This is a genomic window from Pseudomonas fluorescens (assembly GCF_000968015.1).
Taxonomy (GTDB): domain Bacteria; phylum Pseudomonadota; class Gammaproteobacteria; order Pseudomonadales; family Pseudomonadaceae; genus Aquipseudomonas; species Aquipseudomonas fluorescens_W.
In genome coordinates, this window is sequence record NZ_LACH01000070.1 from 1 (window position 1) to 24,279 (window position 24,279).

Consider the following 24,279-nt stretch of genomic DNA (forward strand, 5'->3'; position numbering starts at 1 on the left):
TGTAAAAGCGAAACCGCCAGCAGCCGTGACCGCAGAAACGGATATGTACACAAAAGACAAAAGACAAAAGACAGGTCGGCCACCTTGATGTGGTTCGAGAAAACCTGCGTCTACGGGTTTAAGAAGGGCTACTCGCCGTCTTCCATGCCCAAAACGTCAGGCCGATTCCGACTATCGACGGCAACGTGACCGCCGGAAAATCCACCCACAGCACGTCTGGCCCGCAGATCCCGGCCGCCACTTCCCAGAAGTGAAACAGCGCGTGCGCCGTCAGCCAGGTTGTCGCCGAGGCCCAGAGCAGTACTCGGTAGATCGGGCTCACGCTGCCGCCGATGAACGCGGCGCCAATCGCCACGTAGAGCAAACCGATATCCCGGATGAAATGCTGATTGAACAGGCCAGTGCGTTCGACGCCGGGTACGGCGGTGTACCACAGCGAGGGATTGATCAGCATGAACACGCCGTTGGCGGCCATGGCCACGCCGAGGATGGCGGCGAAGATCAGGATCGGGTGAAGCGTGTGTTTCAGGGACATGAGCGTTTCCTTGCCGGCGTCAGGCTCCCGTACGGGACATGAAGATTCAGCCTATTCGCCACGTCCCCGAAACCCTACAGCCAATGCTGCGGATTTCGACCACACCACTTTTTACTTCGACGTCTGCTTAACGGCCTCGATCCAGGCGGGATTCAATTGTGTCTGATCCGTCTCGATGCCCAGCGCTTCCATCCGCGCCTTGTGCTGATCCATCTCGCGGGTCAATTGGCTGTGATCACTGGAGTTGCCGTCCAGCTCGTGCATCTGGCTCAACCCCAGATGGTAGAAACGCAGCAGCTTCATGGCCGTCGGATCGCCCTTCTCCACCGCCGCCGTCACCTGATGCATGACGTTGGTGATGCTCATCAGGCTGCGCTTGAGCTGCCAGCCGTAAACCGCCGGGGCCATCCAAGGCTGGGTCCAGAACGTGCCGCGCATCAGCGCGACCATCAGCAGCACCGACACAAACACGCCGCCAACGTTGAATCGCAGATTGTCGCCACCGGGTTCACCGAACAGCGCCACCGCCGTGGTGGACAACACCATCGCCAGGGCCAGGAAAATCAAGGCTATGATTATCGTGCTGCGTCGCGTCTGGCTTCGATAGCGTTCGGGGTTCTGCGGCTGGATTTCGAACATCGCGACGGGGTTCCTTGAGGGCATGGGTAAAAAGGCTGCGGGGCATTATCGCCTCTGCAGGGGATTTAGCTATGCTGGGGCTCCTTTTCATCTTTTCATCGTCAAACGGGGAAATGGCGATACAGCGCAGTTCGTGCCATCTTCTTTCATGGATACATACTATTCGGATGCCATTTGCCTGTAGGAGTGGCATCGTTTTAAGGATCATTGAATGACCCAACGACAAGTAATCAACGCCTCGGTCAGCCCAAAAGGTAGCCTGGAAACCCTTTCTCAACGTGAAGTACAGCAACTGAGCGAAGCCGGATCCGGCAGCACCTACACCTTATTCCGCCAGTGCGCCCTGGCCATCCTCAATACCGGCGCCCATGTCGATAACGCAAAAACCATCCTCGAAGCCTACAAGGACTTCGAAATCCGCATTCACCAGCAGGACCGCGGCGTACGCCTGGAACTGCTGAACGCCCCGGCCGACGCCTTCGTTGATGGCGAAATGATCGCCAGCACCCGAGAAATGCTCTTCAGCGCCCTGCGCGACATCGTCTACACCGAAAACGAACTCGACGCCCAACGCATCGACCTGAGCACCTCCCAGGGCATCAGCGACTACGTGTTCCACCTGCTGCGCAACGCCCGCACCCTGCGCCCCGGCGTCGAGCCGAAGATCGTGGTGTGCTGGGGTGGCCACTCGATCAACACCGAAGAATACAAATACACCAAGAAAGTCGGCCACGAACTGGGCCTGCGCAGCCTCGATATCTGCACCGGTTGCGGTCCTGGCGTAATGAAAGGCCCGATGAAAGGCGCGACCATCGCCCACGCCAAACAGCGTATCCACGGCGGCCGCTACCTTGGCCTGACCGAGCCGGGCATCATCGCCGCCGAAGCGCCGAACCCGATCGTCAACGAACTGGTGATCCTGCCGGACATCGAAAAACGTCTGGAAGCCTTCGTCCGCGTCGGCCACGGCATCATCATTTTTCCGGGCGGTGCCGGCACGGCCGAAGAGTTCCTGTACCTGCTCGGCATCCTGATGCACCCGGACAACGCCGGCCTGCCCTTCCCCGTGGTTCTCACCGGACCGAAACATGCCGCGCCGTATCTGGAACAACTGGACGCGTTTGTCGGCGCCACGCTGGGTGAAGCCGCGAAGCAGCACTACGAGATCATCATCGACGACCCGGCTGAAGTCGCGCGTCATATGACTCAAGGTCTCAAGGCGGTCAAACAGTTCCGCCGCGAGCGCAATGACGCGTTCCATTTCAACTGGCTGCTGAAGATCGACGAAGGCTTCCAGCGCCCGTTCGATCCAACCCATGAAAACATGGCCAACCTGAAACTGAGCCGCAACCTGCCGGCCCACGAACTGGCTGCCAACCTGCGCCGCGCGTTCTCCGGCATCGTCGCCGGCAACGTCAAGGACAAGGGCATCCGCCTGATCGAAGAACACGGGCCATACCAGATCCGTGGCGATGCGGCGGTGATGCAACCGCTGGATCAACTGCTCAAAGCCTTCGTCGCCCAGCACCGGATGAAACTGCCGGGTGGCGCGGCGTATGTGCCGTGTTATCAAGTGGTTGCGTAGCAGGCACCATCAAATAACCCTGTGGGAGCGAGCCTGCTCGCGATAGCTGTGTGTCATTCAATCATGATGTTGACTGACACACCGCCATTCGCGAGCAGGCTCGCTCCCACAGTGGTTTATAGGTGATCCGCGTCAATGATCGCTTTGGCAAAAGCCTGCGGATCTTCCTGCGGCAAGTTGTGGCCGATGCCGCCGTTGATGAGTCGGAACTCATATTTTCCGGTGAAGCGCTTGGCATAATCCTCGGGAGCCGGATGCGGCGCCCCATTGGCATCCCCTTCCATGGTGATGGTCGGCACCGTAATGACCGGGGCCTTGGCCAGCCGCTGCTCCAGCGCTTCATATTGAGGTTCGCCCTGAATCATGCCCAGCCGCCAGCGATAGTTGAAGAGGGTGATAGCAACGTGGTCAGGGTTTTCCAGGGCGGCGGCACTGCGGTCGAAGGTGGCGTCGTCGAATGTCCATTTCGGGGAGGCCAGCTCCCAGATCAACTTGGCGAAGTCGTGGCGATTTTTTTCGTAACCGGCCTGGCCGCGTTCGGTAGCGAAGTAGAACTGGTACCACCATTGCAACTCGGCCTTGGGCGGTAACGGATTCTTGCCGGCGGCCTGATTGCCGATGAGGTAGCCGCTCACCGAGACCAGCGCCTCCACCCGCTCCGGCCAGAGCGCCGAAACGATGTCCGCCGAGCGCGCGCCCCAGTCGTAGCCTCCGAGCACTGCCTTCTTGATCTTGAGCGCATCCATAAAGTCGATGACATCACTGGCCAACGCGGCGGGCTGGCCGTTGCGAACAGTCTTGTCGGACAGGAAATGCGTGTCGCCGTAGCCTCGTGCATACGGGATCAGCACCCGGTAACCCTTGGCCGCCAACAAGGGTGCCACTTCGCTATAGCTGTGAATGTCGTAGGGCCAACCGTGCAGAAGAATCACCACCGGACCATCAGCGGGGCCGACTTCGGCGTAAGCCACCTTCAGCAACCCGGCGTTGACATGTTTCAACGGGCCGAACGAGTCCGACTTGAGGGTGCCGGCGCTGGCCACCACGGGCTCTGGCGTCGCGGCTTGCGCATTGGCAGCACCAAGGGCACCTAACTGCATCAGCGCGAAAGCGAGGACCGATGGGCCAAAGAAACGACGACGTGAGTCGTTTTTTTTGCTCAACACATTCATCTTCATGGTGATTTCCCTGGAAGTCATTGACCGGGTGTTCTGGACGACATGAGTCAGCCATCGCGGGTTGATGAGCAGACTGTGCGTTCATCGGTTTCGACAGCGATAAGCGTAGTGGAAAGATCAGCCGCCCTGATTGCCGCACTCTGCGAATTTGCTGTAATCGAGGACTTTCTGCGTGCCGCTGGAATCGAGGTAGGTCAGGCGGGCATCGACAATGCCGCAATTGCCGCCGCCGTTGTCGGCGACGGAAACCACTTTCTTGATATCCAGGTGGGTGCCGTGAGAAGTTGTCTGCGACGGTGCTTGAACATCGGCATGGGCCGAAAACGCTGCAACGTTCAGGACCGCGAAGAAGCTGGCGGCAATCAGTTTGTTCCAGTTCATGGTGATTTCCTCAGGGTTGCAATGGGCGGTGGTTGTGAGGCAAGTCGGCTTGTCTCGATGGAACCCATTTAATCGGCCCGAGGTATCTGCCATGTGTCGTAAAACCAGGCGTATTAAGGCGTAAGGTGTCACAACGGGCGCCAGATACAGTGCGATACAAAGCGAATAACAAGAGGCTTGAGCGATGGAACATGTGAACCACATCCTGATCGTCGACGACGACCGGGAGATTCGCGAACTGGTCGGCAATTACCTGAAAAAGAACGGGCTGCGCACCACTGTGGTCGCCGATGGCCGGCAGATGCGCAGTTTTCTGGAAGCCAATCAGGTGGACCTGATCGTGCTGGACATCATGATGCCCGGCGATGACGGCCTGCTGCTGTGCCGCGAATTGCGTTCGGGCAAACACAAAGCCACGCCGATCCTGATGCTCACCGCACGCAACGACGAAACCGATCGCATCCTCGGCCTGGAAATGGGTGCCGACGATTACCTGACCAAGCCCTTCGCCGCCCGCGAACTGCTGGCGCGGATCAATGCCGTGTTGCGCCGCACCCGGATGCTGCCGCCCAACCTGCTGATCACCGAAACTGGCCGGTTGCTGGGTTTCGGTCGCTGGCGCCTGGACACCACCGCCCGGCACTTGCTCGACGAAGACGGCACGATGGTGGCCCTCAGTGGCGCCGAATACCGTTTGTTGCGGGTATTCCTCGATCACCCGCAACGGGTGCTCAGCCGTGACCAGTTGCTCAACCTGACCCAGGGTCGCGACGCCGACCTGTTTGACCGCTCGATTGATTTGCTGGTGAGCCGTCTGCGCCAGCGATTGATGGATGACTCCCGGGAATCGACCTACATCAAAACTGTGCGCAGCGAAGGCTACGTGTTTTCCTACCCGGTGGAATTGCTCGGCGCAGAATCATGAAGCGCTCCCCCCAGCAGAACCTGAGGAGCGTTTTTCATAGGGTTTTGTATCCGTCTGTATAAGAACCCGCGACAGATACGCAGACACCGATTTCGACTTGTTCGAACACACATCACCGATACACCCGAGCGTTTAACTGTGATCACCGGATAGCAGCAGCTACCGACCCACTCAAACTAAACGCACGGAGAATTACCCATGATCAACTTCTCGAAAGTCTCGTCCCTGGCACTCGGTCTGGCATTGGTGAGTGGTCTCGGCCTGTCGAGCCTGGCGTCGGCCCACTCCGGCAAAGCTGCGTCCCCTGGCCAGGTTCAACAACTGCTGGTGGAAGGCGGCTCCGATCGTCTGATCGAGAATCGCGTGGCCGAAGGCGGTGCCGACCGTCTGCAAGAACTGCGTGAACGTGTGGCATCAGTCAGCCCGAGCAATGCGGTACGCGGCGGTGTGGTCGTGGCGGAAAACCGCGCTGAGTTCGGCTCGAAATATCAGCGGTATTGATCAAAACCTTCACACAACGAGGATCAACTGTGGGAGCGAGCTTGCTCGCGATGAGGGACTGTCAGTCGGCATCATTGTTGAATGATCCACCGCCATCGTCGGAACGCCGCCCGGAGCAAGCTCGCTCCCACAGTTGATTGTGTCAAGCCACACCCATCAGTCCTGAAATCTGACGCATTAGTCCGACAATTCCTCGGGACATTTACAGCACGCCCGTACTAAGATTTGCGTTTCATTTCATCAAGGACGATTCATGAAGCGCATTGCCGGTTGCCTGTTGTTTTTCCTGACCTTTACGGCGGTCGCGGCTGATCTGAACCTGTTCACCGACAACCATCCGCCCCTGCATTTTCAGCAAGGTAATCAACTGGTGGGGTTTGGCGTGGACGTGGTTCAGGCACTGGCCGAACGCACCGGCGACCAGGTGCACTTGCAACAAGTCCCTTTGCTGCGCGCCCTGCACGTCGCCACGACCGAGCCTGCCACCGGAGTGTTTACCGTGTTGCGCACCGCCGAACGCGAAGGCTTGTACCAGTGGGTCGGTCCGCTGATGGACGTGGAGACGGCGCTGTATTCCACTAACACCCAGCAACCGGTGCGCAGTTTGCAGGACGCCGCCAGCCTGAGCCGTATCGCCGTCCCGCGAAAATGGCTGGCCTACGACTACTTGCGCAAGCAGGGTCTGAACAATCTGTACGGCGTGGAAACGCCCGAACAAATGATGCGTCTGGCACGTCTGGGGCGCATCGACTTTGTGGTAGTCGACACCCTTTCCATCGCGACCCTGGCCCGGGAAGAAGGCTTGGCGCCCAGCCAGTTGCACTATCAGATGCCGCTGATGAAGCAAGGCACCTACATCGCGTTTTCCCCGCAGACCGATGCGCATCAGGTCGCGCGCTGGCAACAGGCGCTGGACGAGATGAACCGCGATGGGCGTCTGGAACAACTCAAGCAACGCTGGCTCAGCGACAACACACCTCGCTGACAATCGATCAACGCGCTCGATAACAACTATGCGTCAGGGTGTTTTTTCATCGCGATGCTCCAGCACTACAGTGGCCACAACTTCTCCCCACGCTCTGGAGCACCCTCATGAAAAGCATCATCGGTCTTGGATTCGCCCTTTCGGTTCTCGGCGCTACCTCCGCCATCGCCGCCCCACACGCCACCTCGCAGGTCGTTGCCGCGGCTAAAGTCAGCCAACTGGCCACACTGAACGTGAACACCGTCGGTGTTGATCACAAAGACAGCCAGGCAAGCAAACTCTACGTCGCTGAAAACCGCCCTGAGTTCGGTTCGAAGTATCAGCGTTATTGATCAACGACCTGTGGCGAGGGGATTTATCCCCGTTCGGCTGCGAAGCAGTCGTAAATCCTGACAACTCGATCTGTCAGAACGAATGCTGGGGGCCGCTTCGCAGCCCAACGGGGATAAATCCCCTCGCCACAGGTCGGTGCTCCTGAAGTACCGCGCTCGAGTGAACAGCGTTCAATCAGCCCGCCAACCGCGCGGCAAGCGCCTTGGCCTGGCTCGCGACATCGGTCACCGCCGTGCTTTCCCACCACATGCCGCGCAACGGTGGGCCCATGGCGAACAGACGGCTGGCGACGTGTTCATCGGCGCCCAGCACCGCGCCATCAACGGCCGCAGCAATCCCCAGCGCCAACGGCCCCGGCCGGACAAGTCCGCGCGCCAGCAGTTGCTGTGGCAGCGGTCGGGCGACCCGCCGCCAGTCGTATTCAATGCCGCTGGAGTTGATCAACGCCGCGCCGCTGACAACGGTAGTTTCTGATTCACCCCGACGCCGGATGCGGATACTGACTCCAGCGCCCGAGGAAGGCTCCAACCCTTTGAACGACGCCGCCTGAATCCGCAACCGCCCTTCCTTGTGCAGCCGCGCCACCAGTTCGGCACTCAACGGTGGCGAGCGGTGGTGATGACTTTCCCACCACGGCCGCACATGCCGCACAAACTGCCGACGCTGCACGTCCGTCGCCTGATTCCACAAGCGGCGGATGTGCGCCCGTACGGTGTCGAGCGGCGCCTGCCAGTCGATGCCTTGAGCGATGGCGTCCCGGCAATGCCGACGCAGTTCGCGCACCAGCTGTCGCGGTGTACGAATGCTCTGATCCTCAGCGAGAAAATCCACCCAGACCGGAGGTTGCCGACGCATGTGCGGCAGCAAACCATGCCGGGAAAACACTTCGATCGGCCCGCGATGCCCGGCCTGCTCCAGCGACACCACGGCATCGACCATGGTCAGGCCCGAACCGATGATCAGCACGGTCGACTGCGGATCAAGCTGCTGCATGGCCGCGACGTCCCACGGATCAAGCGCGGCGGCGTTCAAGCCGCTGGACTCGGTCTGTGGCGTGCGCGCAGCGGGGAACATCCCCGTGGCCAACACCGCATACGCGCCCTGCAAGCGTTGCCCGTCGCTCAACGTAAGCTGCACCGAATCGTCCGTCGTTTGCAGGTCAATCACCTCGGCCCGCACATGCTCGACCGTTGACCCGTTCGACGCCCCCACCGCTTGCGCTTCGGCCAGGCGCTGCTGCACGTACAGGCCGAAAATCCCCCGGGGCGGGAACAATTCGCTGACCGGCACATGTTGCTCATCAGACTCCGGCCAACCGCCGGCCGCGATGTACTTGATCAGCCATTGGGTCAGGTCGTCGGCGTTGTCCGGGTCGACGCTCATCCGCGCCGCATTGCCGTTGAGCGTATGGCCCAACTCAACCGCGCTGTACGCCTCGCCCCGTCCCAGTTCGGCGCGGGGTTCGATCACCAGCACCTGGCGTTTGCCCGGCAGGCGCAGCAACTGCGCCGCCAGCATTGCGCCGCTGAGGCCGCCGCCGACGATCAGGATGTCCGCGTGGCGAATGGCGTCGGTGGCCTGTCCGCTTTGGGTTTCAGTCATGGCGTTCTCACTGATCAATGTTTCATCTCGAAAATCTCCTGGACGATAATAGGCGCCAAACCCATGAAGGTTCATCAAGCAGTACCAAAGTAGGTCGTATCATCAAACGATCATCAATAGGAGACCACTTTCTTCTCCTGCTGCCGCAACGCCGCCAGGTCTCGATAACCTGCACCCGGGTGAATCTCCGGCAAGCGCGGCCCTTCACCGAACAACTTCTCGCGCAAGGTCCCCGGCGCGTATTCGGTTTTATAGACCCCACGTTTCTGCAACTCTGGCACCAGCAACTCCACGGCGTCGATGAAGGTTTCGTGGGTCAGTGCATAGGCCAGGTTAAAGCCGTCCACGTCGGTCTCCTCGACCCACTCCTGCAACAAGTCGGCGACGGTCTCGGGGCTGCCGACAAACAACGGCCCAAAACCGCCGATGCCCACCCAGTCAGCCAGTTCGTTGGGGGTCCATACTTTGTTCGGGTCCGCCGTGGAGAACGCTTCCACCGCCGACTGAATCGCGTTGGTGTGTACATGCTTGAGCGGCTCATCGGGTTTGAACTGGCTGAAATCGATCCCGGTCCAGCCAGAGATCAACGCCATCGCGCCTTCATAACTGACCCAGGTTTTGTATTCCTCGAACTTGGCTTTGGCCTTGGCGTCGGTCTCGCCGAGGATCACGGTTTGCAGGTTGAAGATCAGGATCTTCGACGGATCGCGTCCGGCTTCGGCAGCACGACGACGGATGTCGGCAACGGTTTTCTTCAGCAGCACTTTCGACGGTGCAGCAACGAACACACACTCGGCATGCTCGGCGGCAAACTGCTTGCCGCGACTCGATGCGCCAGCCTGATAGAGAACCGGCGTGCGTTGCGGCGAAGGTTCGCAGAGGTGAATGCCCGGTACATGGAAGTGCTTACCGACGTGCCGGATTTCGTGGATTTTGCTCGGGTCGCTGAAGATCCGCCGCTCGCGATCCCGCAGGATCGCACCCTCTTCCCAACTGCCTTCCCACAGTTTGTAGCAAACCTCCAGGTACTCTTCGGCGAAGTCGTAACGGGCGTCGTGTTCGGTCTGGTTTTTCTGGCCGAGGTTCTTCGCACCGCTTTCCAGGTAAGAGGTGACGATGTTCCAGCCGGCACGGCCCTTGGTCAGGTGATCGAGCGTCGACAGGCGTCGGGCGAACGGATACGGGTGTTCGAAGGACAGCGAGGCGGTCAGGCCGAACCCCAGATGCTCGGTGACCAGCGCCATCGGCGGAATCAATTGCAGTGGGTCGTTGACCGGCACTTGCGCCGCCTGACGGATCGCCGCGTCACCATTGCCGTTGTAAACGTCGTAGATGCCCAGCACGTCGGCGATGAACAAACCGTCGAACTTGCCGCGTTCGAGGATTTTCGCCAGATCGGTCCAGTACTCCAAATCCTTGTACTGCCACGAGCGATCCCGCGGATGCGCCCACAAACCCGGCGACTGGTGACCGACGCAGTTCATGTCAAATGCGTTGAGACGAATTTCGCGGCCCATCAAACAGCACTCCTAAAGCTTGGGGGGTGGATGCCGTTGAGGCGGAAGTTGCCGATGAGGTGAAGTTTGCGGTGCAGCGGGTCATGCAACGATCCGGGCAACACGGTGCGTTGGCCGGTGAGTTCAAATTCGACGTTGCTGGCAGCATTTAAAGCGTCGGCGCTGGCCAGGTGCGACTCGGCGATGGCGACGCTGATTTCCGTGTCGTCATCAACGCTGTTCAGAAAGTCTTCGGCGCGTTCGAGCAGCGCGGCGGCGACCTCAATGCGGATGTGCAAATCGCCGAAGCGGCTGATGACGTAAGGGTCATCCGTGGCTTGGGCCTGCTGCCGGACGAAACGCAACGTCGCATCAAGCAAGCTGCGAGCGTTGTGCAAGTCATGCTGACTTTTGGCCAGGGGCTGCCCGGCAACAATCGGTTGAGTCAAAGCGTTCATGGTGGGCTCCTCAGTTCCAGGCGTGGCGCGCAGGCTTCACGCCATTGAGCAGGTAGTTGCCGATCAGGTGATATTTCCAGCGTGCCGGATCGTGCAGGGTGTGCGTCCGGGCATTGCGCCAGTGGCGGTCGAGGTTGTATTTGCCGAGCACCGAGCGAGTGCCGGCCAGTTCGAAGAGTTTGCTGCTGGCAAGCAAGGCGATCTCGGCGGACAGCACTTTGGCCTGGGCGACCACCACCGAAGCACGGGCCAACGTTTCTTCGTTGGGGTTGAGCAAAGCATGGTCGATTGCGCGACCGGCCTTTTTGAGGATCGCTTCGGTGCCGTGGACCCGCCATTCGAGGTCACCGATCGCAGCGATGCTGAACGGGTCCTGCCAGCCGTGATCCTGCCCGCTGTCGATCCAGGGCCGGGCTTCGCGGGCGTAGCGTTTGGTTTCCTCCAGGGCGCCGACGGCAATGCCGGTGTCCACGGCCGCCTGAATGATTTGTGAAATCGGGCCGTCGGCGGTGGGCTCGTCGAAGGCCTTGTGGGCCGGGATCACAGCACTGAGCGGGACCTTCACCGCGTTCAGGGTGACGCCGCCGCTGGCTGTGGTGCGCTGGCCGAAACCGTCCCAACTGTCGATGACGGTCAAGCCGGGAGTGTCGCGTTCGATGAAGGCGATGAAAGCCTTGTTCTCTTCATTAACCGCCACCGCTGGCACGATGTGCGCGAACAAGGCGCCGGTGCAGTAGAACTTTTCGCCGTCGATCTGCGCGGTGTCTTTATCGAAACGGATTCGGGTTTCGAAGGCTCCGGCATTTTTGCTTTTGGATTCGGAGAAGGCGTTGCCGAAACGGTAGCCCTGCAAGACTTTGCCAAAGTAGTAACGCTTCTGCTCTTCGGTGGCGGTTTGCAGCAGGATATCGAGCACGCCGAGATGGTTTTGCGGGATCTGGCCGAGGGACGAATCGGCGGCGGAAATGATCTTGATCACCTCCGCAACGGTCACGTAGGACACGCCAGCGCCGCCGTACTCCTTGGGAACAGTGATGCCCCAGAGGCCGCTGGCGGAGAACTCGTCGAGTTCGGCGACCGGCAAGCGTCGCTCGCGATCCCGCACGCTGGCCTCGATGGCAAAGCGTGCAGCGAGTTTGTGGGCGACGGCAATCGCCTCGGCGTCCGAGCGGATCACATGGGCGGTGCGAAGGGGTTGGGCAGAGGCTGTCATGGGCCGACTCCGGGATCTGGTGAATGCACCAGAGCTTTGCAGGAGTCGTGCCTGAAATTAAATCACTTTATTTTCAATAGGTTAAAGAATTATCCAAGAAAGACTCGCAGCTTTAAAACAGCAAAGTGTCTATCCAGTGTTGATCCACAAACAGTTAGATCACCACATTTCGCACAAACCGCGCCGCCACCGGCCCATCGTTGCGATAGGCGTGGGGCTGGTTGCTGGCAAACATGTAGAACTCGCCGGCAGCGATCTCATGCGGTGTATCGCCCAGCATCAGCGTCAGGCAGCCTTCGAACACATAAATCTGTTCACTCCAACCCTCGGCATCCGGTTGCGAGGGGTAGATTTCCCCTGGTTGCAGGCACCATTCCCACTGTTCCACCTCGCGGGTGGCGGTGGCTTTAGACAGTAAAACGGCTTTGCTGCCAGGAATCGTCCCGGCCCAGGCCACTTCGTTGATGCGGCTCGGATCGCGGGCATCCGGGGCCTGGATCAGGTCGCTGAACGCGACGTCCAACGCTTCGGCCACGCGGTCGAGAGTGGTCAGGCTGACGTTCTTCTCGCCGGCCTCGATGGCCACCAGCATCCGGCGGCTGACCCCGGATTTTTCCGCCAGCGTCGCCTGGCTCATGTCGGCGGCGTGGCGCAAGCGTCGAACGTTTAGGCTGACGTGCTGGAGGACCGAAGCCCGCTGGGTAGAATCTTTGTGCACTATATTGCTCACTTGATGGGGGTTGGGCAGTATACTGCGCAACATTCGGCGCATTGTGCGTCCCCCTCAGGTAGCGCGCAAGGTCATGACGTCGGTGAATACTCCTCACACTTCCCCCCGTTTCTCGCGGTTCAGCAAGGCCGAGTGCGTGCTGGTGCTGATCACCATGGTCTGGGGCGGCACCTTCTTGCTGGTGCAGCACGCGATGACCGTCAGCGGGCCGATGTTCTTCGTCGGTCTGCGCTTTGCCGCGGCGGCGATCATTGTTGCGCTGTTTTCCTGGCGTCACCTGCGGGAGCTGACGCTGTTCGAACTCAAGGCCGGGGCCTTTATCGGCGTGGCGATCATGCTCGGTTATGGTTTGCAGACCGTCGGGTTGCAGAGCATTCCAAGCAGTCAGTCGGCGTTTATTACTGCGTTGTACGTGCCCTTCGTGCCGTTGCTGCAATGGCTGGTGCTGGGGCGGCGTCCGGGGTTGATGCCGAGCATCGGGATCATGTTGGCGTTTACCGGGTTGATGTTGCTGTCGGGACCGGCCGGCGCTTCGTTCAATTTCAGCCCGGGTGAAATCGCTACGTTGATCAGCGCTGTGGCGATTGCGGCAGAAATCATTTTGATCAGCACCTATGCCGGCCAAGTCGATGTGCGGCGGGTGACGGTGGTGCAATTGGCGGTCACCTCGGCGCTGGCGTTTTTGATGGTGGTGCCGACTCAGGAAAGGATTCCGGACTTCTCCTGGCTGCTGTTATGCAGCGCGCTGGGGTTGGGCGCGGCCAGTGCGGCGATTCAAGTGGCGATGAACTGGGCGCAGAAAAGTGTTTCGCCGACCCGGGCGACGTTGATTTATGCCGGCGAGCCGGTGTGGGCCGGGATTGTCGGGCGGATCGCCGGGGAGCGGTTGCCGGCGATTGCGCTGGTGGGTGCGGGGTTGATTGTGGCGGCGGTGATTGTGAGTGAGCTGAAGACCAAGGGTAAGGCTGCTGCGGCTGAGGAAGAATTGGAGCGGGAAGCTCAAGGTTAAGCTGTGAAATTTTCGGCGTTTGATAAATAGCCATCGCGAGCAAGCTCGCTCCCACACTGGACCTGTGTTGTGTCGCGATTGTGAGCACCCCTCCGGTCCTTGTGGGAGCGAGCTTGCTCGCGATTGGGCCAGACCTGTTGAATACAGGTTTTGGAAACAATGTGAATCAGGTTTTTTCCGTCTACCTTGTAGGATTCTGCGACAGCTTGGCGTTTGGTGATCCGGGAGCTGGCACGTATGATGCTTCACAAACTTCCGCAGATTAGAAGCCTATGTCCCTGATAGTTCTACTGCTTCTGCCTTTTATCGGCAGCTGTCTGGCAGCCTTGCTGCCACACAACGCGCGTAACACCGAATCTTTGTTGGCTGGCCTGGTTGCCTTGATAGGCACCGTTCAGGTCGCCCTGCTGTACCCGCAAATCGCCGATGGCGGCGTGATTCGCGAAGAGTTCTTCTGGTTACCCAGTCTTGGCCTGAACTTCGTCCTGCGCATGGACGGGTTCGCCTGGCTGTTCTCGATGCTGGTGCTGGGCATCGGCACGCTGGTTTCGTTGTACGCCCGCTACTACATGTCGCCGGACGATCCGGTGCCGCGGTTCTTCGCGTTTTTCCTGGCGTTCATGGGCGCCATGCTCGGGCTGGTGATCTCCGGCAACCTGATCCAGATCGTGTTTTTCTGGGAGCTGACCAGCCTCTTTTCGTTCCTGTTGATCGGTTACTGGCACCACCGCGCCGATGCGCGACGCGGTGCTTATATGGCGCTGATGGTCACCGGCGCAGGCGGTTTGTGTCTGCTGGCGGGGGTCATGCTGCTCGGCCATGTGGTCGGCAGCTATGACCTGGACAAGGTCCTGGCCGCCGGCGATCTGATTCGCGCACACGCCCTCTACCCTATTCTGCTGCCCCTGATCCTGATCGGCGCCCTGAGCAAAAGCGCGCAATTCCCTTTCCACTTCTGGCTGCCCCACGCCATGGCGGCGCCGACACCTGTCTCGGCCTATCTGCACTCGGCGACCATGGTCAAGGCCGGGGTGTTTCTCCTCGCACGACTGTGGCCCTCGCTGTCCGGCAGTGAAGAATGGTTCTACATCGTCAGTGGCGCCGGCGCCTGCACCTTGTTGCTCGGTGCGTATTGCGCGATGTTCCAGAACGACCTCAAAGGATTGCTGGCCTATTCGACCATCAGTCACCTCGGCCTGATCACCCTGCTGCTGGGCCTGAACAGTCCGCTGGCCGCCGTGGCTGCGGTGTTCCACATTCTCAACCACGCCACGTTCAAGGCTTCGCTGTTCATGGCCGCCGGGATCATCGACCACGAAAGCGGCACCCGCGACATTCGCAAGCTCAGCGGCTTGATCAAACTGATCCCGTTCACCGCCACCCTGGCCATGGTCGCCAGCGCATCCATGGCCGGTGTGCCGCTGCTCAACGGCTTCCTCTCCAAAGAGATGTTCTTCGCCGAAACCGTGTTCATCAATGCCACGGCCTGGATCGAGATGACGCTGCCCATCGTCGCGACCATCGCCGGGACCTTCAGCGTCGCCTACTCCCTGCGCTTTACCGTCGACGTGTTCTTCGGCCCGACCGCCACCGACTTGCCGCACACCCCACACGAGCCGCCCCGCTGGATGCGCGCGCCGGTGGAGTTGTTGGTATTCGCCTGCCTGGTCGTGGGGATTTTCCCGGCGCAGGTGGTCGGCCCGTTGCTGGCCGCGGCTGCCCGCCCGGTGGTGGGCGGCACCTTGCCGGAATACAGCCTGGCGATCTGGCACGGCTGGAACGCGCCGATGATCATGAGCGTCATCGCCATGTCCTGCGGCATCGTGCTTTATCTGCTGTTGCGCAATCAGCTCAAACACGGGCGTTTCAAGTACCCGCCGATCATTGGCCGGTTCAACGGCAAGCGCCTGTTCGAACGCAGCCTGGTGATCATGATGCGCCTGGCCCGTCGTCTCGAGCGGCGGATCAGCACCAAGCGCCTGCAAACCCAATTATTTCTGGTGGTGCTCGCGGCCGTGCTGGCCGGGTTGATACCGATGCTCCACAGCAGCCTGAGCTGGGGTGACCGGCCGAAGATTCCAGGTTCGATCGTGTTCGTGACCCTCTGGCTGCTGGCGATTGCCTGTGCCCTCGGCGCAGCGTGGCAGGCCAAATATCACCGGCTCGCGGCCCTGACCATGGTCAGCGTCTGCGGCCTGATGACCTGCATCACCTTCGTCTGGTTCTCGGCACCGGACCTGGCGCTGACGCAATTGGCCGTGGAAGTGGTGACCACGGTGTTGATCCTCCTCGGTCTGCGCTGGCTACCTCGACGGATCGAAGAGGTGTCGCCGCTGCCGAGCAGCCTGCGCAAGGCGCGCATCCGCCGTATCCGCGACTTGCTGCTGTCGACCGTGGTCGGTGGCGGCATGGCGTTGCTAGCCTACGCGATGCTGACGCGCCAGACCCCGAACGACATCTCTTCGTTCTACCTCAGCCGCGCCCTGCCCGAAGGCGGCGGCAGCAACGTGGTCAACGTGATGCTGGTGGACTTCCGCGGCTTCGACACCCTCGGTGAAATCACCGTGCTGGTGGCTGTGGCGCTGACCGTATTCGCCCTGCTGCGACGCTTCCGTCCGCCAAAAGAAAGCCTGCAATTGCCCGCCCAGCAGCGTTTGCTGGCACCGGACGTGGTGACTGATCTGGTCAACCCGCGTCACGCCAGCGATACCGCACTCGGTTTCATGATGGTGCCGGCGGTGCTGGTGCGTCTGCTGCTGCCGATCGCGTTCGTGGTGTCGGTCTACCTGTTCATGCGCGGCCACAATCAACCGGGCGGCGGTTTTGTCGCGGGCCTGGTGATGTCCGTAGCGTTCATCCTGCAGTACATGGTCGCCGGCACGCAGTGGGTCGAGGCACAAATGAGCCTGCGACCGCTGCGCTGGATGGGCACCGGCCTGCTGTTTGCCACCGTCACCGGGCTCGGGGCGATGGCTGTCGGTTATCCGTTCCTGACCACCCACACCTGGCATTTCGAACTGCCAGTGTTCGGTGACATTCACATCGCCAGTGCGCTGTTCTTCGACATTGGCGTGTACGCCGTGGTGGTCGGTTCGACCTTGTTGATTCTCACCGCCCTCGCCCACCAATCGGTACGGGGTCACAAGACCGCTGCCCTGCCTCGATCCGTCGCCACGCAAGGAACCGTCTGATGGAAGAAGTCATCGCAATCGCCATCGGCGTGCTGGCCGCGTCCGGCGTCTGGCTGATCCTGCGGCCACGGACGTTTCAGGTGGTGATGGGCCTGTGCCTGCTGTCCTACGGCGTCAACCTGTTCATCTTCAGCATGGGCAGCCTGTTTATCGGCAAGGAGCCGATCATCAAGGACGGCGTGCCGCAGGACCTGTTGCACTACACCGACCCGCTGCCGCAAGCGCTGGTGTTGACCGCCATCGTGATCAGCTTCGCCATGACCGCGTTGTTTCTGGTGGTGCTGCTGGCTTCCCGGGGCCTGACCGGTACCGACCATGTGGATGGCCGGGAGCCTAAAGAATGAATCTGATGCCGCACCTGATCGCTGCACCGATTCTGCTGCCGCTGCTGACCGCCGCCATGATGCTCATGCTGGGGGAGAAACACCGTCCGCTGAAGGCCAAGATCAACCTGTTTTCCAGCCTGGTGGGGTTGGGCATTGCCGTGCTGTTGCTGCAATGGACTCAGGAGACGGGCGTCCCCGGCTCCATCGGCGTGTACCTGCCGGGCAACTGGCAGGTGCCGTTCGGTATCGTGCTGGTGGTCGATCGACTGTCGGCGCTGATGCTGGTGCTGACCGGGATCATCGGCGTCAGCGCCCTGCTGTTCGCCATGGCCCGTTGGGACGGCGCCGGTTCGAGTTTCCACGCGCTGTTCCAGATTCAGATGATGGGCCTGTATGGCGCGTTCCTGACGGCGGACCTGTTCAACCTGTTCGTGTTTTTTGAAGTGTTGCTGGCGGCCTCTTACGGCCTGATGCTCCACGGTTCGGGTCGGTCGCGGGTGTCGTCGGGGTTGCATTACATCTCGATCAACCTGTTGGCCTCGTCGCTGTTTCTGATCGGCGCGGCGCTGATCTACGGCGTCACCGGCACCCTGAACATGGCCGACCTGGCGCTGAAAATCCCGCTGGTGCCGGAAGCCGATCGCGGCCTGCTGCATGCCGGCGCGGGAATTCTGGCCGTGGCGTTCCTGGCCAAGGCCGGAATGTGGCCGCTGAACTTCTGGCTGGTGCCGGCGTATTCCGCAGCGAGCGCGCCGGTGGCGGCGATGTTCGCGATCATGACCAAGGTCGGCGTCTACACCTTGCTACGCTTGTGGACCCTGCTGTTCTCCGGCCAGGCCGGCGCCTCGGCGTACTTTGGCGGCGACTGGCTGATCTACGGCGGCATGGCGACTATCGTCTGCGCTGCGGTGGCGATCCTCGCCGCACAACGACTGGAACGCCTGGCCAGCCTGAGTATTCTGGTGTCGGCCGGGATTCTGCTGTCGGCCATCGGTTTCGCCCAGCCCAACCTGATCGGCGCGGCACTGTTCTATCTGGTCAGCTCAACCCTGGCATTGAGCGCGTTGTTCCTGCTGGCCGAGTTGATCGAGCGTTCGCGTTCGGCCAATGAAATGCCGTTGTTCGACGACGGCGATCTGCCGCGACCGCTGGAATCCTTGCAGCCACCCAAAGGCATCAACCTCGATGACGAGCAGAAAGCCGTGGTCGGCCAGGTGATTCCCTGGACCATGGCGTTCCTCGGGTTGAGCTTCATTGCCTGCTCGCTGCTGATCATCGGCATGCCACCGCTCTCGGGATTCATTGGCAAACTCGGCTTGCTCAGCGCCCTGCTCAATCCGTTGGGCCTGGGCAATGGCAGCGATGAGCCGGTTTCCAATGCCGCGTGGGGCTTGCTGGCGTTGCTGATCCTCTCCGGGCTGGCGTCGTTGATCGCGTTCTCGCGCTTGGGCATCCAGCGCTTCTGGACACCCGAGGAGCGGCCGTCGCCGTTGCTGCGACGTTTCGAGTGCGTGCCGATCATCGCGCTGCTGGGTTTGAGCATTGCGCTGACCTTCCAGGCTGAACCGCTGCTGCGCTACACCCAGGCGGCCGCCCAAGCCTTGAACAACCCGCAGCAATACGTGATGGCGGTGCTCGGTACTCGTGCGATTCCAAGCCCGGAAGCCAAAGCCGCGGTAGCGGAGGTCACACCATGAAGCGTCTGATTCCGGCTCCCTGGTTGTCGCTGGCCCTGTGGCTGCTGTGGCTGGTGCTGAACCTGTCGATGAGCCCCGGCAATCTGCTACTGGGCGCTGTGCTGGGGTTCTGCGCACCGTTGATGATGCGCAAGCTGCGACCGCTGCCGATCCGCACTCGTCGGCCGGGCGTGATGGTGCGTTTGTTCTTTCTTGTCGGTCGCGACGTGGTGGTGTCCAACCTCGCCGTGGCCTGGAGCGTGCTCAACGCCGGTCGCCGCCCACCGCGTTCGCGCTTCATCAAAGTGCCGATGGACTTGCGTGACGCCAATGGCCTGGCCGCGTTGTCGGTGATCTGCACGGTGATCCCCGGCACCGTGTGGTCGGAACTGGCACTGGACCGCAGCATTCTGTTGCTGCACGTCTTCGATCTGGATGACGAAGCGCTGTTCATCCAGCACTTCAAGGCGACCTACGAGCGTCCCTTGATGGAGATCTTCGAATGAGCGCCTTACTGTCGAACGCGATCCTGATGAGCCTGTTCATCTTTTCGCTGGCGATGATTCTGACCCTGATCCGGCTGTTCAAGGGGCCGTCGGCCCAGGACCGGGTTTTGGCGCTGGATTACCTGTACATCATCGCGATGCTGATGATGTTGGCGCTGGGCATTCGTTATGCCAGTGACACATACTTCGAGGCGGCGCTGCTGATTGCGCTGTTCGGTTTCGTCGGCTCGTTTGCCCTGGCGAAATTCCTGCTGCGTGGCGAGGTGATCGAATGAGCGCTGAACTGTCTTTGTGGGTTGAAATTCCGGTGGCGATCCTGCTGGTACTCAGCAGTCTGTTTGCGCTGATCGGCGCCATTGGCCTGGTGCGGATGAAGGACTACTTCCAGCGTATGCACCCGCCGGCGCTGGCGTCGACCTTGGGCGCCTGGTGCGTGGCGCTGGCCTCGATCATTTACTTCTCGGCACTCAAGTCCGGGCCGGTGTTGCATGCCTGGCTGATTCCGATTCTGTTGTCGATCACGGTGCCGGTGACCACGCTGTTGCTGGCGCGGGCCGCGCTGTTTCGCAAGCGCATGGCGGGGGATGATGTGCCGGCTGAAGTGAGTAGCCGGCGCACGGAAAGCGGGAGTTAGATGCCAAAAGATCGCAGCCTCGTTTCACTCGACAGCTCCTACAGGGGTTTTGCATTCCATGCCCCTGTAGGAGCTGTCGAGTGAAACGAGGCTGCGATCTCTTGATCTTGCTTTGCCTCAGATCCAGGCAACGGCCAACAACCCCGCCCCCAGCACCACGCACAACGGCGAATACGCCCAGGTGTCGAGTCGGGCAAATTTCGAATCCTTCACCTGTTTGAAGAACCCCATCAGATGCGAATCGCCGATCGCCCGGGCGAACATCAGCATCGCAATCGCGCTGATCACCCATTGCAGCGACCAGTGATGCACCGTCGGCAGATACAGGCCGACTCGCAAGCACACCAGCATCGCAATCAGCAGCAACCCGACCGCCACCAGCAACGTGGCAAAGCCGGAAGGCTTGAAGGCCGGCCTGGATTCCCCGCCGTCCTCCGTGGATATTCGCGGGACCGCCGCCTCGCTACCCAACTTGCCACCTGCCGCCCAGTACAGGTGGATGAGGCTGATCAACAGAAAGATGGCAGCCATCCATTGCGCGATCAATAGGCTCATGTTCGGACTTCCAGCGTGAAATGTCGCAGCAGAATGAACTTCCTTGAACGATTTTGTAAGGGTATTCGTCGTCGCCCGTCACCGGCGTATTACCTCGGCACACCGCGCACCTTCGAGCTGGCGGTGCAGACCCGATTCTAAGAGCTTCGCGAGCAGGCTCGCTCCCACAGGAGTACGCGATCAACTGTGGGAGCGGGCTTGCTCGCGAAGGCGGAATCAGACTCACTGCATCACTTCAACTCGGCGGAGACTTTATCCGCCACATCCTTAGGCACCCAGGCCTGCCACACGTCCGGGTGCGCCTTCATGAACGCCTGCGCCGCCTGCCGTGGCGGGGTATGTTTTTCGCTCATCTCGGCGAGCGCCCTGTTCAATGGATCGATTGGCAAGTCGACCTTGGTGAAGAACTCGGCAATCTGCGGATACTGTTTCTGGAATGGCGTGGACACGCCAATGGACAGCTTCGAGGGCAGCGAGCGAGTCGGTTTCGGATTCGGGTGGTCGGCGTCGGTCAGGGTTTTCCAGGCATCGGCGTCGAACGGCGGCTCTTCGAGCTGAATCAGTTTGAAGCGGCCGAGCAACGGAGTGGGTGACCAGTAATAGAACAGCACCGGTTTGCCGCGTCGAATCGAAGAGCTGATCTCCGCATCCAGCGCCGCGCCGGAACCGCTGCGGAAATTCACATAGCTGTCGTCCAGCCCATACGCCTTGAGTTTCTGTTTGTTGACCACTTCCGACGTCCAGCCGATCGGGCTGTTGAGGAAGCGCCCCTTGCCCGGGGTTTCCGGATCGCTGAACACGCCCTTGTATTTCGGCAGGTCGCTGACACTGCGCAGGCCCGGCGCCAGCGGCTTGATGCCTTTCGCCGGGTCGCCCTTGATCACGTATTCGGGCACCCACCAACCTTCGGTAGCGCCCTTGACCGTATCGCCGAGACTCGCGACTTTGCCTTCGGCCTCAGCCTTGACCCAGACCGGACTGCGACCGGCCCATTCTTCGCCAATGACCTGAATGTCATTGTTGGCCAGTGCGGTCTCAAGGGTTATGGTCGTCCCCGGCAAGGTATCGGTCGGCAGCCCGTAGCCCTTCTCGACGATGATCCGCAGGATATCGGTGATCAGGCTGCCGCTTTCCCAGTTCAGATCGGCGAAGTGGATCGGCGCCTGGGCAGCGAACACCGGAACGGGTGAAGCCAACAATCCGAAAGTGGCCAGGGTAGCGGCCAGCAACCGTCGAAATCCGTTCATGCTTTTGCACCTCGTGCTGTTCACAGCAATAGCAGGATGGCCTGGCAGAAGACCGCAAAGCCTTTGAATACTCAGTCAACTGACTGTAGTAGAGGTTCCTGCTTTCGAGGGAGGTCAATCAGTTTTCGGGAGGTTCCTGCAAGCGCGCCAACGCTCTTCGTACCATGCTGGCGTACTCCGCCGGACGCAACGCATAGATCTGTGACGCCACCCAACCCAGCCATGCACCTTGCAAAACGGCCTTCTGATCGAACAGCCGCTGCGCCTCGGCTTGCGCACTGGCCTGGTTCTGTTCGTGGAAGTCGGCGCGGGTCAGGGTCATTATTCGCTGGCCTTGAAGGTCACCAGTTCCCCTTTGCGCCACTTGGCAGCCTTGGCGGTCACCGCTTTCAGGGTTTTGGTCAGGCCTTCCTGCAACTGTTGGTGAGCGGCGAACACCATCACCACGCTATGACCTTCCTTGAACACGATCCCGTGACCATCAGCGGTGGTGACGAAGGCGTAATCACCCAGGCCGTACACCGTCAGTTTGATTTCGCGGAACTTGATGTCCAGCTTGCCGCCTTCGCGACTGGGCAATACAGAGGCGCTGAAATGATCGCCGACCTTGAGTTTAAGCCCTGGTTTGTCATCAACCACCAGCGCCTCTTCGGTGTCGATCTCGGCAATGTAAATGCCTTCAGCGTTCTGTTCGGTGATGTAAACAAAACGTGACTGGAACTGTTTAACCAGCTTTGCGCGCAAATCACCCAACACGAACAAAGCATGCATATCGAGATTACTTACTGCCAAGGAAACATCCCCACATCTGAAAATGATGCTGCACGCAGGAAATCAGCGCACAGCAGAAAAAAGCGGCAATGCCGAAGGTGTAGCCAAATGACCCGGGTTGAAATCCTGAAACGAGCAGAGCGCTCATTCATCGCGAGGTTTGAGAAGACTACTGGAATAACACTCACGTCGTCTTGCCTGGCGTTCGTCAGAGGCTGAAGGAAAAAGCCCTTCTGACGGCCAGAAAAACGGGACTACCAACTTTAGGGAAAAAGCTCTTTAAAAAAAGCACTTTTCCGACATATCGCCAGCAAAAAATTGCTTTAGATGAACATCGATCGCCAAGCACTGACGGTGATTCTAGAGCAGCGATGCTCATCGAGACTACCCAAAACCACGTACGCACGTCGGTAAAACAACGAAAAGGACTTCATATGTGCACGCTGACACATTTTTCTCACTCTCAGGCGCCCAATAAGAACAGCTTGAGGACACTGCCCCCAGGGATGTTTCAACCGCATGAATACTACCCTGAAGAGCTTGCCCCGCCACGCTTTCAGGTCATTTTGGCCGGCAATGCCTTTTTTCATATCAAGGAAACTTGCACCGGCCGCGTCAGAGGTTTCCGCGGCAGTCATAACGAAGCCTGCGCCCTTGCCCGTTCCCTCGAGTTACGCGGTTGACGGTCGCGCCACATTCATTTCCATAGACGCTTCGTCATGCCGGCGACTTAACTCAGCCGCCGGCATGCAACTACTGCCATACTGCCCGACCAATGAAACCCGTCCCCAGGGTGGGCGGCGTTCAAAACAACAGAATATTTCAAAGGAAGGCTGCTACGTGACGGAATTTGATATCGGTGAATTTTTTATCCGGGGCGAAGCCAGAGAAGTCGAAGGCGAATTCCAGGCAGTCATTATCATGCGCGCCAAGCCACCGCTGACCACCGTGACCTATCACCAGGTCGAGAAGGATCGCTGGTTCAAGACCTCGGACGTAGCCGCCATTGCCGCCAAGGAAGCCGCCAAGGCGCTGAAACTTGCAGTCGATGAAGGCGCATTGAAAGCCTGATAATCGGTTTGCAGTCTATGCTCTCTTCTGCTTTTGAACATCGCCATCGAACTCCTGAAGCGCGGCTCTCTCAGATGTATTGAAGCCGCCCCTCAGATCTCGCACTCGACGCGACCCGCAAGGAGATGAACATGGATTCACCGACACATGACTTGAAAGGTTTGTTCGACCAACTCGGTCTGGACTCCAGCGAGAAGGCCATCGACGATTTCATTGCCAGCCATTCACCCCTGGCCGACAACAAGAAACTCATCGATGCCGAGTTCTGGACCCCGCAGCAAGCAGGCTTCCTGAAAGAACAATTGCGTGAAGACGCGGATTGGGCGCGGGTGGTCGACGACCTGAACCTGCGCATGCATCAGATTCACTAGCCTGTAATTAAAGGCAGGCTGTCGGGCGTTTCGGCGCTCAGTTGCGCCAACCAGGCAGCCCTGCACTCCTGCGCCTCTTCGCGACTTGAGAATGCCGTTCCTCGGCGTTCGCCATTGAGTAGCACCACCCAACACACGCTCTTCCCCATCGAACGCAAACTGGCAGGCACACCGCTGCCTATCATGACCGCGACATCGACTTTGCTTTGCATGCTGACCTCTCGAATTTCATTAGCAACCTAACTATGTAGGCATGGTAATGAGTTCATCGGCGAGGAAACAGCAACGGCGCTGCACAGATTAATTGCCAGAATCGCAACAATGCCGTGACGGCTGGGTACATATCCGTTTCTGCGGTCAC

General features: G+C 59.9%; 29 protein-coding genes. 15 read left to right on the plus strand and 14 right to left on the minus strand.

Going from position 1 to position 24,279, the window contains the following annotated elements; all coding sequences use genetic code 11:
* Positions 1-118: 118 nt before the first annotated feature.
* On the minus strand, positions 119-535 hold the full coding sequence (locus VD17_RS26960; RefSeq protein WP_185753231.1) for a hypothetical protein: 417 nt from the start codon (positions 533-535) through the stop codon (positions 119-121).
* Between the two features lie 111 nt (positions 536-646).
* On the minus strand, positions 647-1,174 hold the full coding sequence (locus VD17_RS26965) for a DUF3087 domain-containing protein (RefSeq protein ID WP_046056495.1): 528 nt from the start codon (positions 1,172-1,174) through the stop codon (positions 647-649).
* A gap of 211 nt (positions 1,175-1,385) precedes the next feature.
* Here VD17_RS26965 and ppnN point away from each other — a divergent pair, with 211 nt between their 5' ends.
* The gene (ppnN, locus tag VD17_RS26970; protein ID WP_033057677.1) at positions 1,386-2,759 is read left to right on the plus strand and encodes a nucleotide 5'-monophosphate nucleosidase PpnN; all 1,374 of its coding nucleotides are present in this window, start codon (positions 1,386-1,388) and stop codon (positions 2,757-2,759) included.
* 116 nt (positions 2,760-2,875) lie between these two features.
* Here the strand turns inward: ppnN and VD17_RS26975 are convergent, their stop codons facing one another.
* Both VD17_RS26975 and VD17_RS26980 read right to left on the minus strand, forming a co-directional pair.
* Positions 2,876-3,937 (minus strand): alpha/beta fold hydrolase, encoded by a 1,062-nt coding sequence (locus VD17_RS26975; RefSeq protein WP_046056496.1) that lies wholly within the window; start codon positions 3,935-3,937, stop codon positions 2,876-2,878.
* A 117-nt stretch (positions 3,938-4,054) separates the two neighbouring features.
* Positions 4,055-4,318, minus strand: a complete 264-nt coding sequence (locus tag VD17_RS26980) for a DUF2790 domain-containing protein (RefSeq protein ID WP_046056497.1) — start codon at positions 4,316-4,318, stop codon at positions 4,055-4,057.
* A gap of 184 nt (positions 4,319-4,502) precedes the next feature.
* On the opposite strand from VD17_RS26980, the gene VD17_RS26985 reads away from it, so the two are divergent.
* From VD17_RS26985 to VD17_RS27000, 4 genes are all read left to right on the plus strand, one after another.
* On the plus strand, positions 4,503-5,243 hold the full coding sequence (locus VD17_RS26985; RefSeq protein WP_046056498.1) for a response regulator: 741 nt from the start codon (positions 4,503-4,505) through the stop codon (positions 5,241-5,243).
* Positions 5,244-5,441: 198 nt separating this feature from the next.
* Positions 5,442-5,744 (plus strand): hypothetical protein, encoded by a 303-nt coding sequence (locus VD17_RS26990; protein WP_046056499.1) that lies wholly within the window; start codon positions 5,442-5,444, stop codon positions 5,742-5,744.
* 253 nt (positions 5,745-5,997) lie between these two features.
* Entirely contained in the window at positions 5,998-6,729 is a 732-nt protein-coding gene (locus VD17_RS26995) for a substrate-binding periplasmic protein (RefSeq protein ID WP_046056500.1), read from the plus strand.
* A 107-nt stretch (positions 6,730-6,836) separates the two neighbouring features.
* Positions 6,837-7,061, plus strand: a complete 225-nt coding sequence (locus VD17_RS27000; protein WP_046056501.1) for a hypothetical protein — start codon at positions 6,837-6,839, stop codon at positions 7,059-7,061.
* 175 nt (positions 7,062-7,236) lie between these two features.
* On the opposite strand, the gene VD17_RS27005 is transcribed toward VD17_RS27000, so the two are convergent.
* The 5 genes from VD17_RS27005 to VD17_RS27025 all read right to left on the minus strand — a co-directional run bounded on the left by VD17_RS27005 (position 7,237) and on the right by VD17_RS27025 (position 12,549).
* Complete coding sequence (locus VD17_RS27005; RefSeq protein WP_046056502.1) at positions 7,237-8,664, minus strand: FAD/NAD(P)-binding protein; 1,428 nt, start codon at positions 8,662-8,664, stop codon at positions 7,237-7,239.
* 113 nt (positions 8,665-8,777) lie between these two features.
* Positions 8,778-10,181 (minus strand): LLM class flavin-dependent oxidoreductase, encoded by a 1,404-nt coding sequence (locus tag VD17_RS27010; protein WP_046056503.1) that lies wholly within the window; start codon positions 10,179-10,181, stop codon positions 8,778-8,780.
* On the minus strand, positions 10,181-10,618 hold the full coding sequence (locus VD17_RS27015) for an acyl-CoA dehydrogenase (RefSeq protein WP_046056504.1): 438 nt from the start codon (positions 10,616-10,618) through the stop codon (positions 10,181-10,183). The genes VD17_RS27010 and VD17_RS27015 overlap by 1 nt, the downstream gene beginning before the upstream one ends.
* A 10-nt stretch (positions 10,619-10,628) precedes the next feature.
* Positions 10,629-11,831: an SfnB family sulfur acquisition oxidoreductase gene (locus tag VD17_RS27020; protein ID WP_046056505.1), complete on the minus strand. Its 1,203-nt coding sequence runs from the start codon at positions 11,829-11,831 to the stop codon at positions 10,629-10,631.
* Between the two features lie 154 nt (positions 11,832-11,985).
* Positions 11,986-12,549: a helix-turn-helix domain-containing protein gene (locus VD17_RS27025; RefSeq protein WP_046056506.1), complete on the minus strand. Its 564-nt coding sequence runs from the start codon at positions 12,547-12,549 to the stop codon at positions 11,986-11,988.
* A gap of 85 nt (positions 12,550-12,634) precedes the next feature.
* On the opposite strand from VD17_RS27025, the gene VD17_RS27030 reads away from it, so the two are divergent.
* The 7 genes from VD17_RS27030 to VD17_RS27060 all read left to right on the plus strand — a co-directional run bounded on the left by VD17_RS27030 (position 12,635) and on the right by VD17_RS27060 (position 19,903).
* Positions 12,635-13,570 carry a DMT family transporter gene (locus tag VD17_RS27030; protein WP_046056507.1) on the plus strand — a complete coding sequence of 312 codons (936 nt, stop codon included), beginning with the start codon at positions 12,635-12,637 and terminating at the stop codon, positions 13,568-13,570.
* 272 nt (positions 13,571-13,842) lie between these two features.
* The gene (locus VD17_RS27035) at positions 13,843-16,761 is read left to right on the plus strand and encodes a monovalent cation/H+ antiporter subunit A (RefSeq protein ID WP_046056508.1); all 2,919 of its coding nucleotides are present in this window, start codon (positions 13,843-13,845) and stop codon (positions 16,759-16,761) included.
* On the plus strand, positions 16,761-17,105 hold the full coding sequence (locus VD17_RS27040; protein ID WP_007986256.1) for a Na+/H+ antiporter subunit C: 345 nt from the start codon (positions 16,761-16,763) through the stop codon (positions 17,103-17,105). The genes VD17_RS27035 and VD17_RS27040 overlap by 1 nt, the downstream gene beginning before the upstream one ends.
* The gene (locus VD17_RS27045; RefSeq protein ID WP_046056509.1) at positions 17,102-18,784 is read left to right on the plus strand and encodes a monovalent cation/H+ antiporter subunit D; all 1,683 of its coding nucleotides are present in this window, start codon (positions 17,102-17,104) and stop codon (positions 18,782-18,784) included. The genes VD17_RS27040 and VD17_RS27045 overlap by 4 nt, the downstream gene beginning before the upstream one ends.
* Positions 18,781-19,269, plus strand: a complete 489-nt coding sequence (locus VD17_RS27050) for a Na+/H+ antiporter subunit E (RefSeq protein ID WP_046056510.1) — start codon at positions 18,781-18,783, stop codon at positions 19,267-19,269. The genes VD17_RS27045 and VD17_RS27050 overlap by 4 nt, the downstream gene beginning before the upstream one ends.
* The gene (locus VD17_RS27055; RefSeq protein WP_046056511.1) at positions 19,266-19,544 is read left to right on the plus strand and encodes a K+/H+ antiporter subunit F; all 279 of its coding nucleotides are present in this window, start codon (positions 19,266-19,268) and stop codon (positions 19,542-19,544) included. The genes VD17_RS27050 and VD17_RS27055 overlap by 4 nt, the downstream gene beginning before the upstream one ends.
* Positions 19,541-19,903, plus strand: coding sequence for a Na+/H+ antiporter subunit G (locus tag VD17_RS27060; protein ID WP_033057651.1), 363 nt, complete (start codon positions 19,541-19,543; stop codon positions 19,901-19,903). Before VD17_RS27055 ends, VD17_RS27060 begins: the two co-directional genes overlap by 4 nt.
* Positions 19,904-20,020: 117 nt before the next feature.
* Here VD17_RS27060 and VD17_RS27065 read toward each other — a convergent pair whose 3' ends face one another.
* From VD17_RS27065 to VD17_RS27080, 4 genes are all read right to left on the minus strand, one after another.
* Positions 20,021-20,458 (minus strand): DUF3995 domain-containing protein, encoded by a 438-nt coding sequence (locus tag VD17_RS27065; protein WP_046056512.1) that lies wholly within the window; start codon positions 20,456-20,458, stop codon positions 20,021-20,023.
* A 230-nt stretch (positions 20,459-20,688) separates the two neighbouring features.
* Positions 20,689-21,705 carry an ABC transporter substrate-binding protein gene (locus tag VD17_RS27070; protein ID WP_046056513.1) on the minus strand — a complete coding sequence of 339 codons (1,017 nt, stop codon included), beginning with the start codon at positions 21,703-21,705 and terminating at the stop codon, positions 20,689-20,691.
* A 118-nt stretch (positions 21,706-21,823) separates the two neighbouring features.
* Positions 21,824-22,027 (minus strand): hypothetical protein, encoded by a 204-nt coding sequence (locus VD17_RS27075; RefSeq protein WP_046056514.1) that lies wholly within the window; start codon positions 22,025-22,027, stop codon positions 21,824-21,826.
* Positions 22,027-22,497: a hypothetical protein gene (locus VD17_RS27080; protein ID WP_008151679.1), complete on the minus strand. Its 471-nt coding sequence runs from the start codon at positions 22,495-22,497 to the stop codon at positions 22,027-22,029. Before VD17_RS27080 ends, VD17_RS27075 begins: the two co-directional genes overlap by 1 nt.
* 413 nt (positions 22,498-22,910) lie before the next feature.
* Here VD17_RS27080 and VD17_RS27085 point away from each other — a divergent pair, with 413 nt between their 5' ends.
* The 3 genes from VD17_RS27085 to VD17_RS27095 all read left to right on the plus strand — a co-directional run bounded on the left by VD17_RS27085 (position 22,911) and on the right by VD17_RS27095 (position 23,918).
* Positions 22,911-23,159 (plus strand): hypothetical protein, encoded by a 249-nt coding sequence (locus VD17_RS27085; protein ID WP_046056515.1) that lies wholly within the window; start codon positions 22,911-22,913, stop codon positions 23,157-23,159.
* Between the two features lie 157 nt (positions 23,160-23,316).
* Positions 23,317-23,547 (plus strand): hypothetical protein, encoded by a 231-nt coding sequence (locus tag VD17_RS27090; RefSeq protein ID WP_046056516.1) that lies wholly within the window; start codon positions 23,317-23,319, stop codon positions 23,545-23,547.
* A gap of 131 nt (positions 23,548-23,678) precedes the next feature.
* Positions 23,679-23,918, plus strand: a complete 240-nt coding sequence (locus VD17_RS27095; RefSeq protein ID WP_008151672.1) for a DUF2789 domain-containing protein — start codon at positions 23,679-23,681, stop codon at positions 23,916-23,918.
* Here VD17_RS27095 and VD17_RS27100 read toward each other — a convergent pair.
* Entirely contained in the window at positions 23,915-24,130 is a 216-nt protein-coding gene (locus VD17_RS27100) for a hypothetical protein (RefSeq protein WP_046056517.1), read from the minus strand. The genes VD17_RS27095 and VD17_RS27100 overlap by 4 nt on opposite strands.
* Between the last annotated feature and the right edge of the window lie 149 nt (positions 24,131-24,279).

What these genes read in the sequence shown, in the direction of transcription:
- VD17_RS27045 (WP_046056509.1), top strand. Translation starts at nt 17,102, where the DNA reads ATGAATCTGATGCCGCACCTGATCGCTGCACCGATTCTGCTGCCGCTG.
- VD17_RS27030 (WP_046056507.1), top strand. Translation starts at nt 12,635, where the DNA reads ATGACGTCGGTGAATACTCCTCACACTTCCCCCCGTTTCTCGCGGTTC.
- VD17_RS26975 (WP_046056496.1), bottom strand. Translation starts at nt 3,937, where the DNA reads ATGAAGATGAATGTGTTGAGCAAAAAAAACGACTCACGTCGTCGTTTC.
- VD17_RS27100 (WP_046056517.1), bottom strand. Translation starts at nt 24,130, where the DNA reads ATGCAAAGCAAAGTCGATGTCGCGGTCATGATAGGCAGCGGTGTGCCT.
- VD17_RS27065 (WP_046056512.1), bottom strand. Translation starts at nt 20,458, where the DNA reads ATGAGCCTATTGATCGCGCAATGGATGGCTGCCATCTTTCTGTTGATC.
- VD17_RS27055 (WP_046056511.1), top strand. Translation starts at nt 19,266, where the DNA reads ATGAGCGCCTTACTGTCGAACGCGATCCTGATGAGCCTGTTCATCTTT.
- VD17_RS26960 (WP_185753231.1), bottom strand. Translation starts at nt 535, where the DNA reads ATGTCCCTGAAACACACGCTTCACCCGATCCTGATCTTCGCCGCCATC.
- VD17_RS27010 (WP_046056503.1), bottom strand. Translation starts at nt 10,181, where the DNA reads ATGGGCCGCGAAATTCGTCTCAACGCATTTGACATGAACTGCGTCGGT.
- VD17_RS27015 (WP_046056504.1), bottom strand. Translation starts at nt 10,618, where the DNA reads ATGAACGCTTTGACTCAACCGATTGTTGCCGGGCAGCCCCTGGCCAAA.
- VD17_RS26985 (WP_046056498.1), top strand. Translation starts at nt 4,503, where the DNA reads ATGGAACATGTGAACCACATCCTGATCGTCGACGACGACCGGGAGATT.
- VD17_RS26965 (WP_046056495.1), bottom strand. Translation starts at nt 1,174, where the DNA reads ATGTTCGAAATCCAGCCGCAGAACCCCGAACGCTATCGAAGCCAGACG.
- ppnN (WP_033057677.1), top strand. Translation starts at nt 1,386, where the DNA reads ATGACCCAACGACAAGTAATCAACGCCTCGGTCAGCCCAAAAGGTAGC.
- VD17_RS27050 (WP_046056510.1), top strand. Translation starts at nt 18,781, where the DNA reads ATGAAGCGTCTGATTCCGGCTCCCTGGTTGTCGCTGGCCCTGTGGCTG.
- VD17_RS27060 (WP_033057651.1), top strand. Translation starts at nt 19,541, where the DNA reads ATGAGCGCTGAACTGTCTTTGTGGGTTGAAATTCCGGTGGCGATCCTG.
- VD17_RS26995 (WP_046056500.1), top strand. Translation starts at nt 5,998, where the DNA reads ATGAAGCGCATTGCCGGTTGCCTGTTGTTTTTCCTGACCTTTACGGCG.
- VD17_RS27075 (WP_046056514.1), bottom strand. Translation starts at nt 22,027, where the DNA reads ATGACCCTGACCCGCGCCGACTTCCACGAACAGAACCAGGCCAGTGCG.
- VD17_RS26990 (WP_046056499.1), top strand. Translation starts at nt 5,442, where the DNA reads ATGATCAACTTCTCGAAAGTCTCGTCCCTGGCACTCGGTCTGGCATTG.
- VD17_RS27040 (WP_007986256.1), top strand. Translation starts at nt 16,761, where the DNA reads ATGGAAGAAGTCATCGCAATCGCCATCGGCGTGCTGGCCGCGTCCGGC.
- VD17_RS27070 (WP_046056513.1), bottom strand. Translation starts at nt 21,705, where the DNA reads ATGAACGGATTTCGACGGTTGCTGGCCGCTACCCTGGCCACTTTCGGA.
- VD17_RS27035 (WP_046056508.1), top strand. Translation starts at nt 13,843, where the DNA reads ATGTCCCTGATAGTTCTACTGCTTCTGCCTTTTATCGGCAGCTGTCTG.
- VD17_RS27020 (WP_046056505.1), bottom strand. Translation starts at nt 11,831, where the DNA reads ATGACAGCCTCTGCCCAACCCCTTCGCACCGCCCATGTGATCCGCTCG.
- VD17_RS26980 (WP_046056497.1), bottom strand. Translation starts at nt 4,318, where the DNA reads ATGAACTGGAACAAACTGATTGCCGCCAGCTTCTTCGCGGTCCTGAAC.
- VD17_RS27095 (WP_008151672.1), top strand. Translation starts at nt 23,679, where the DNA reads ATGGATTCACCGACACATGACTTGAAAGGTTTGTTCGACCAACTCGGT.
- VD17_RS27085 (WP_046056515.1), top strand. Translation starts at nt 22,911, where the DNA reads ATGTGCACGCTGACACATTTTTCTCACTCTCAGGCGCCCAATAAGAAC.
- VD17_RS27000 (WP_046056501.1), top strand. Translation starts at nt 6,837, where the DNA reads ATGAAAAGCATCATCGGTCTTGGATTCGCCCTTTCGGTTCTCGGCGCT.
- VD17_RS27005 (WP_046056502.1), bottom strand. Translation starts at nt 8,664, where the DNA reads ATGACTGAAACCCAAAGCGGACAGGCCACCGACGCCATTCGCCACGCG.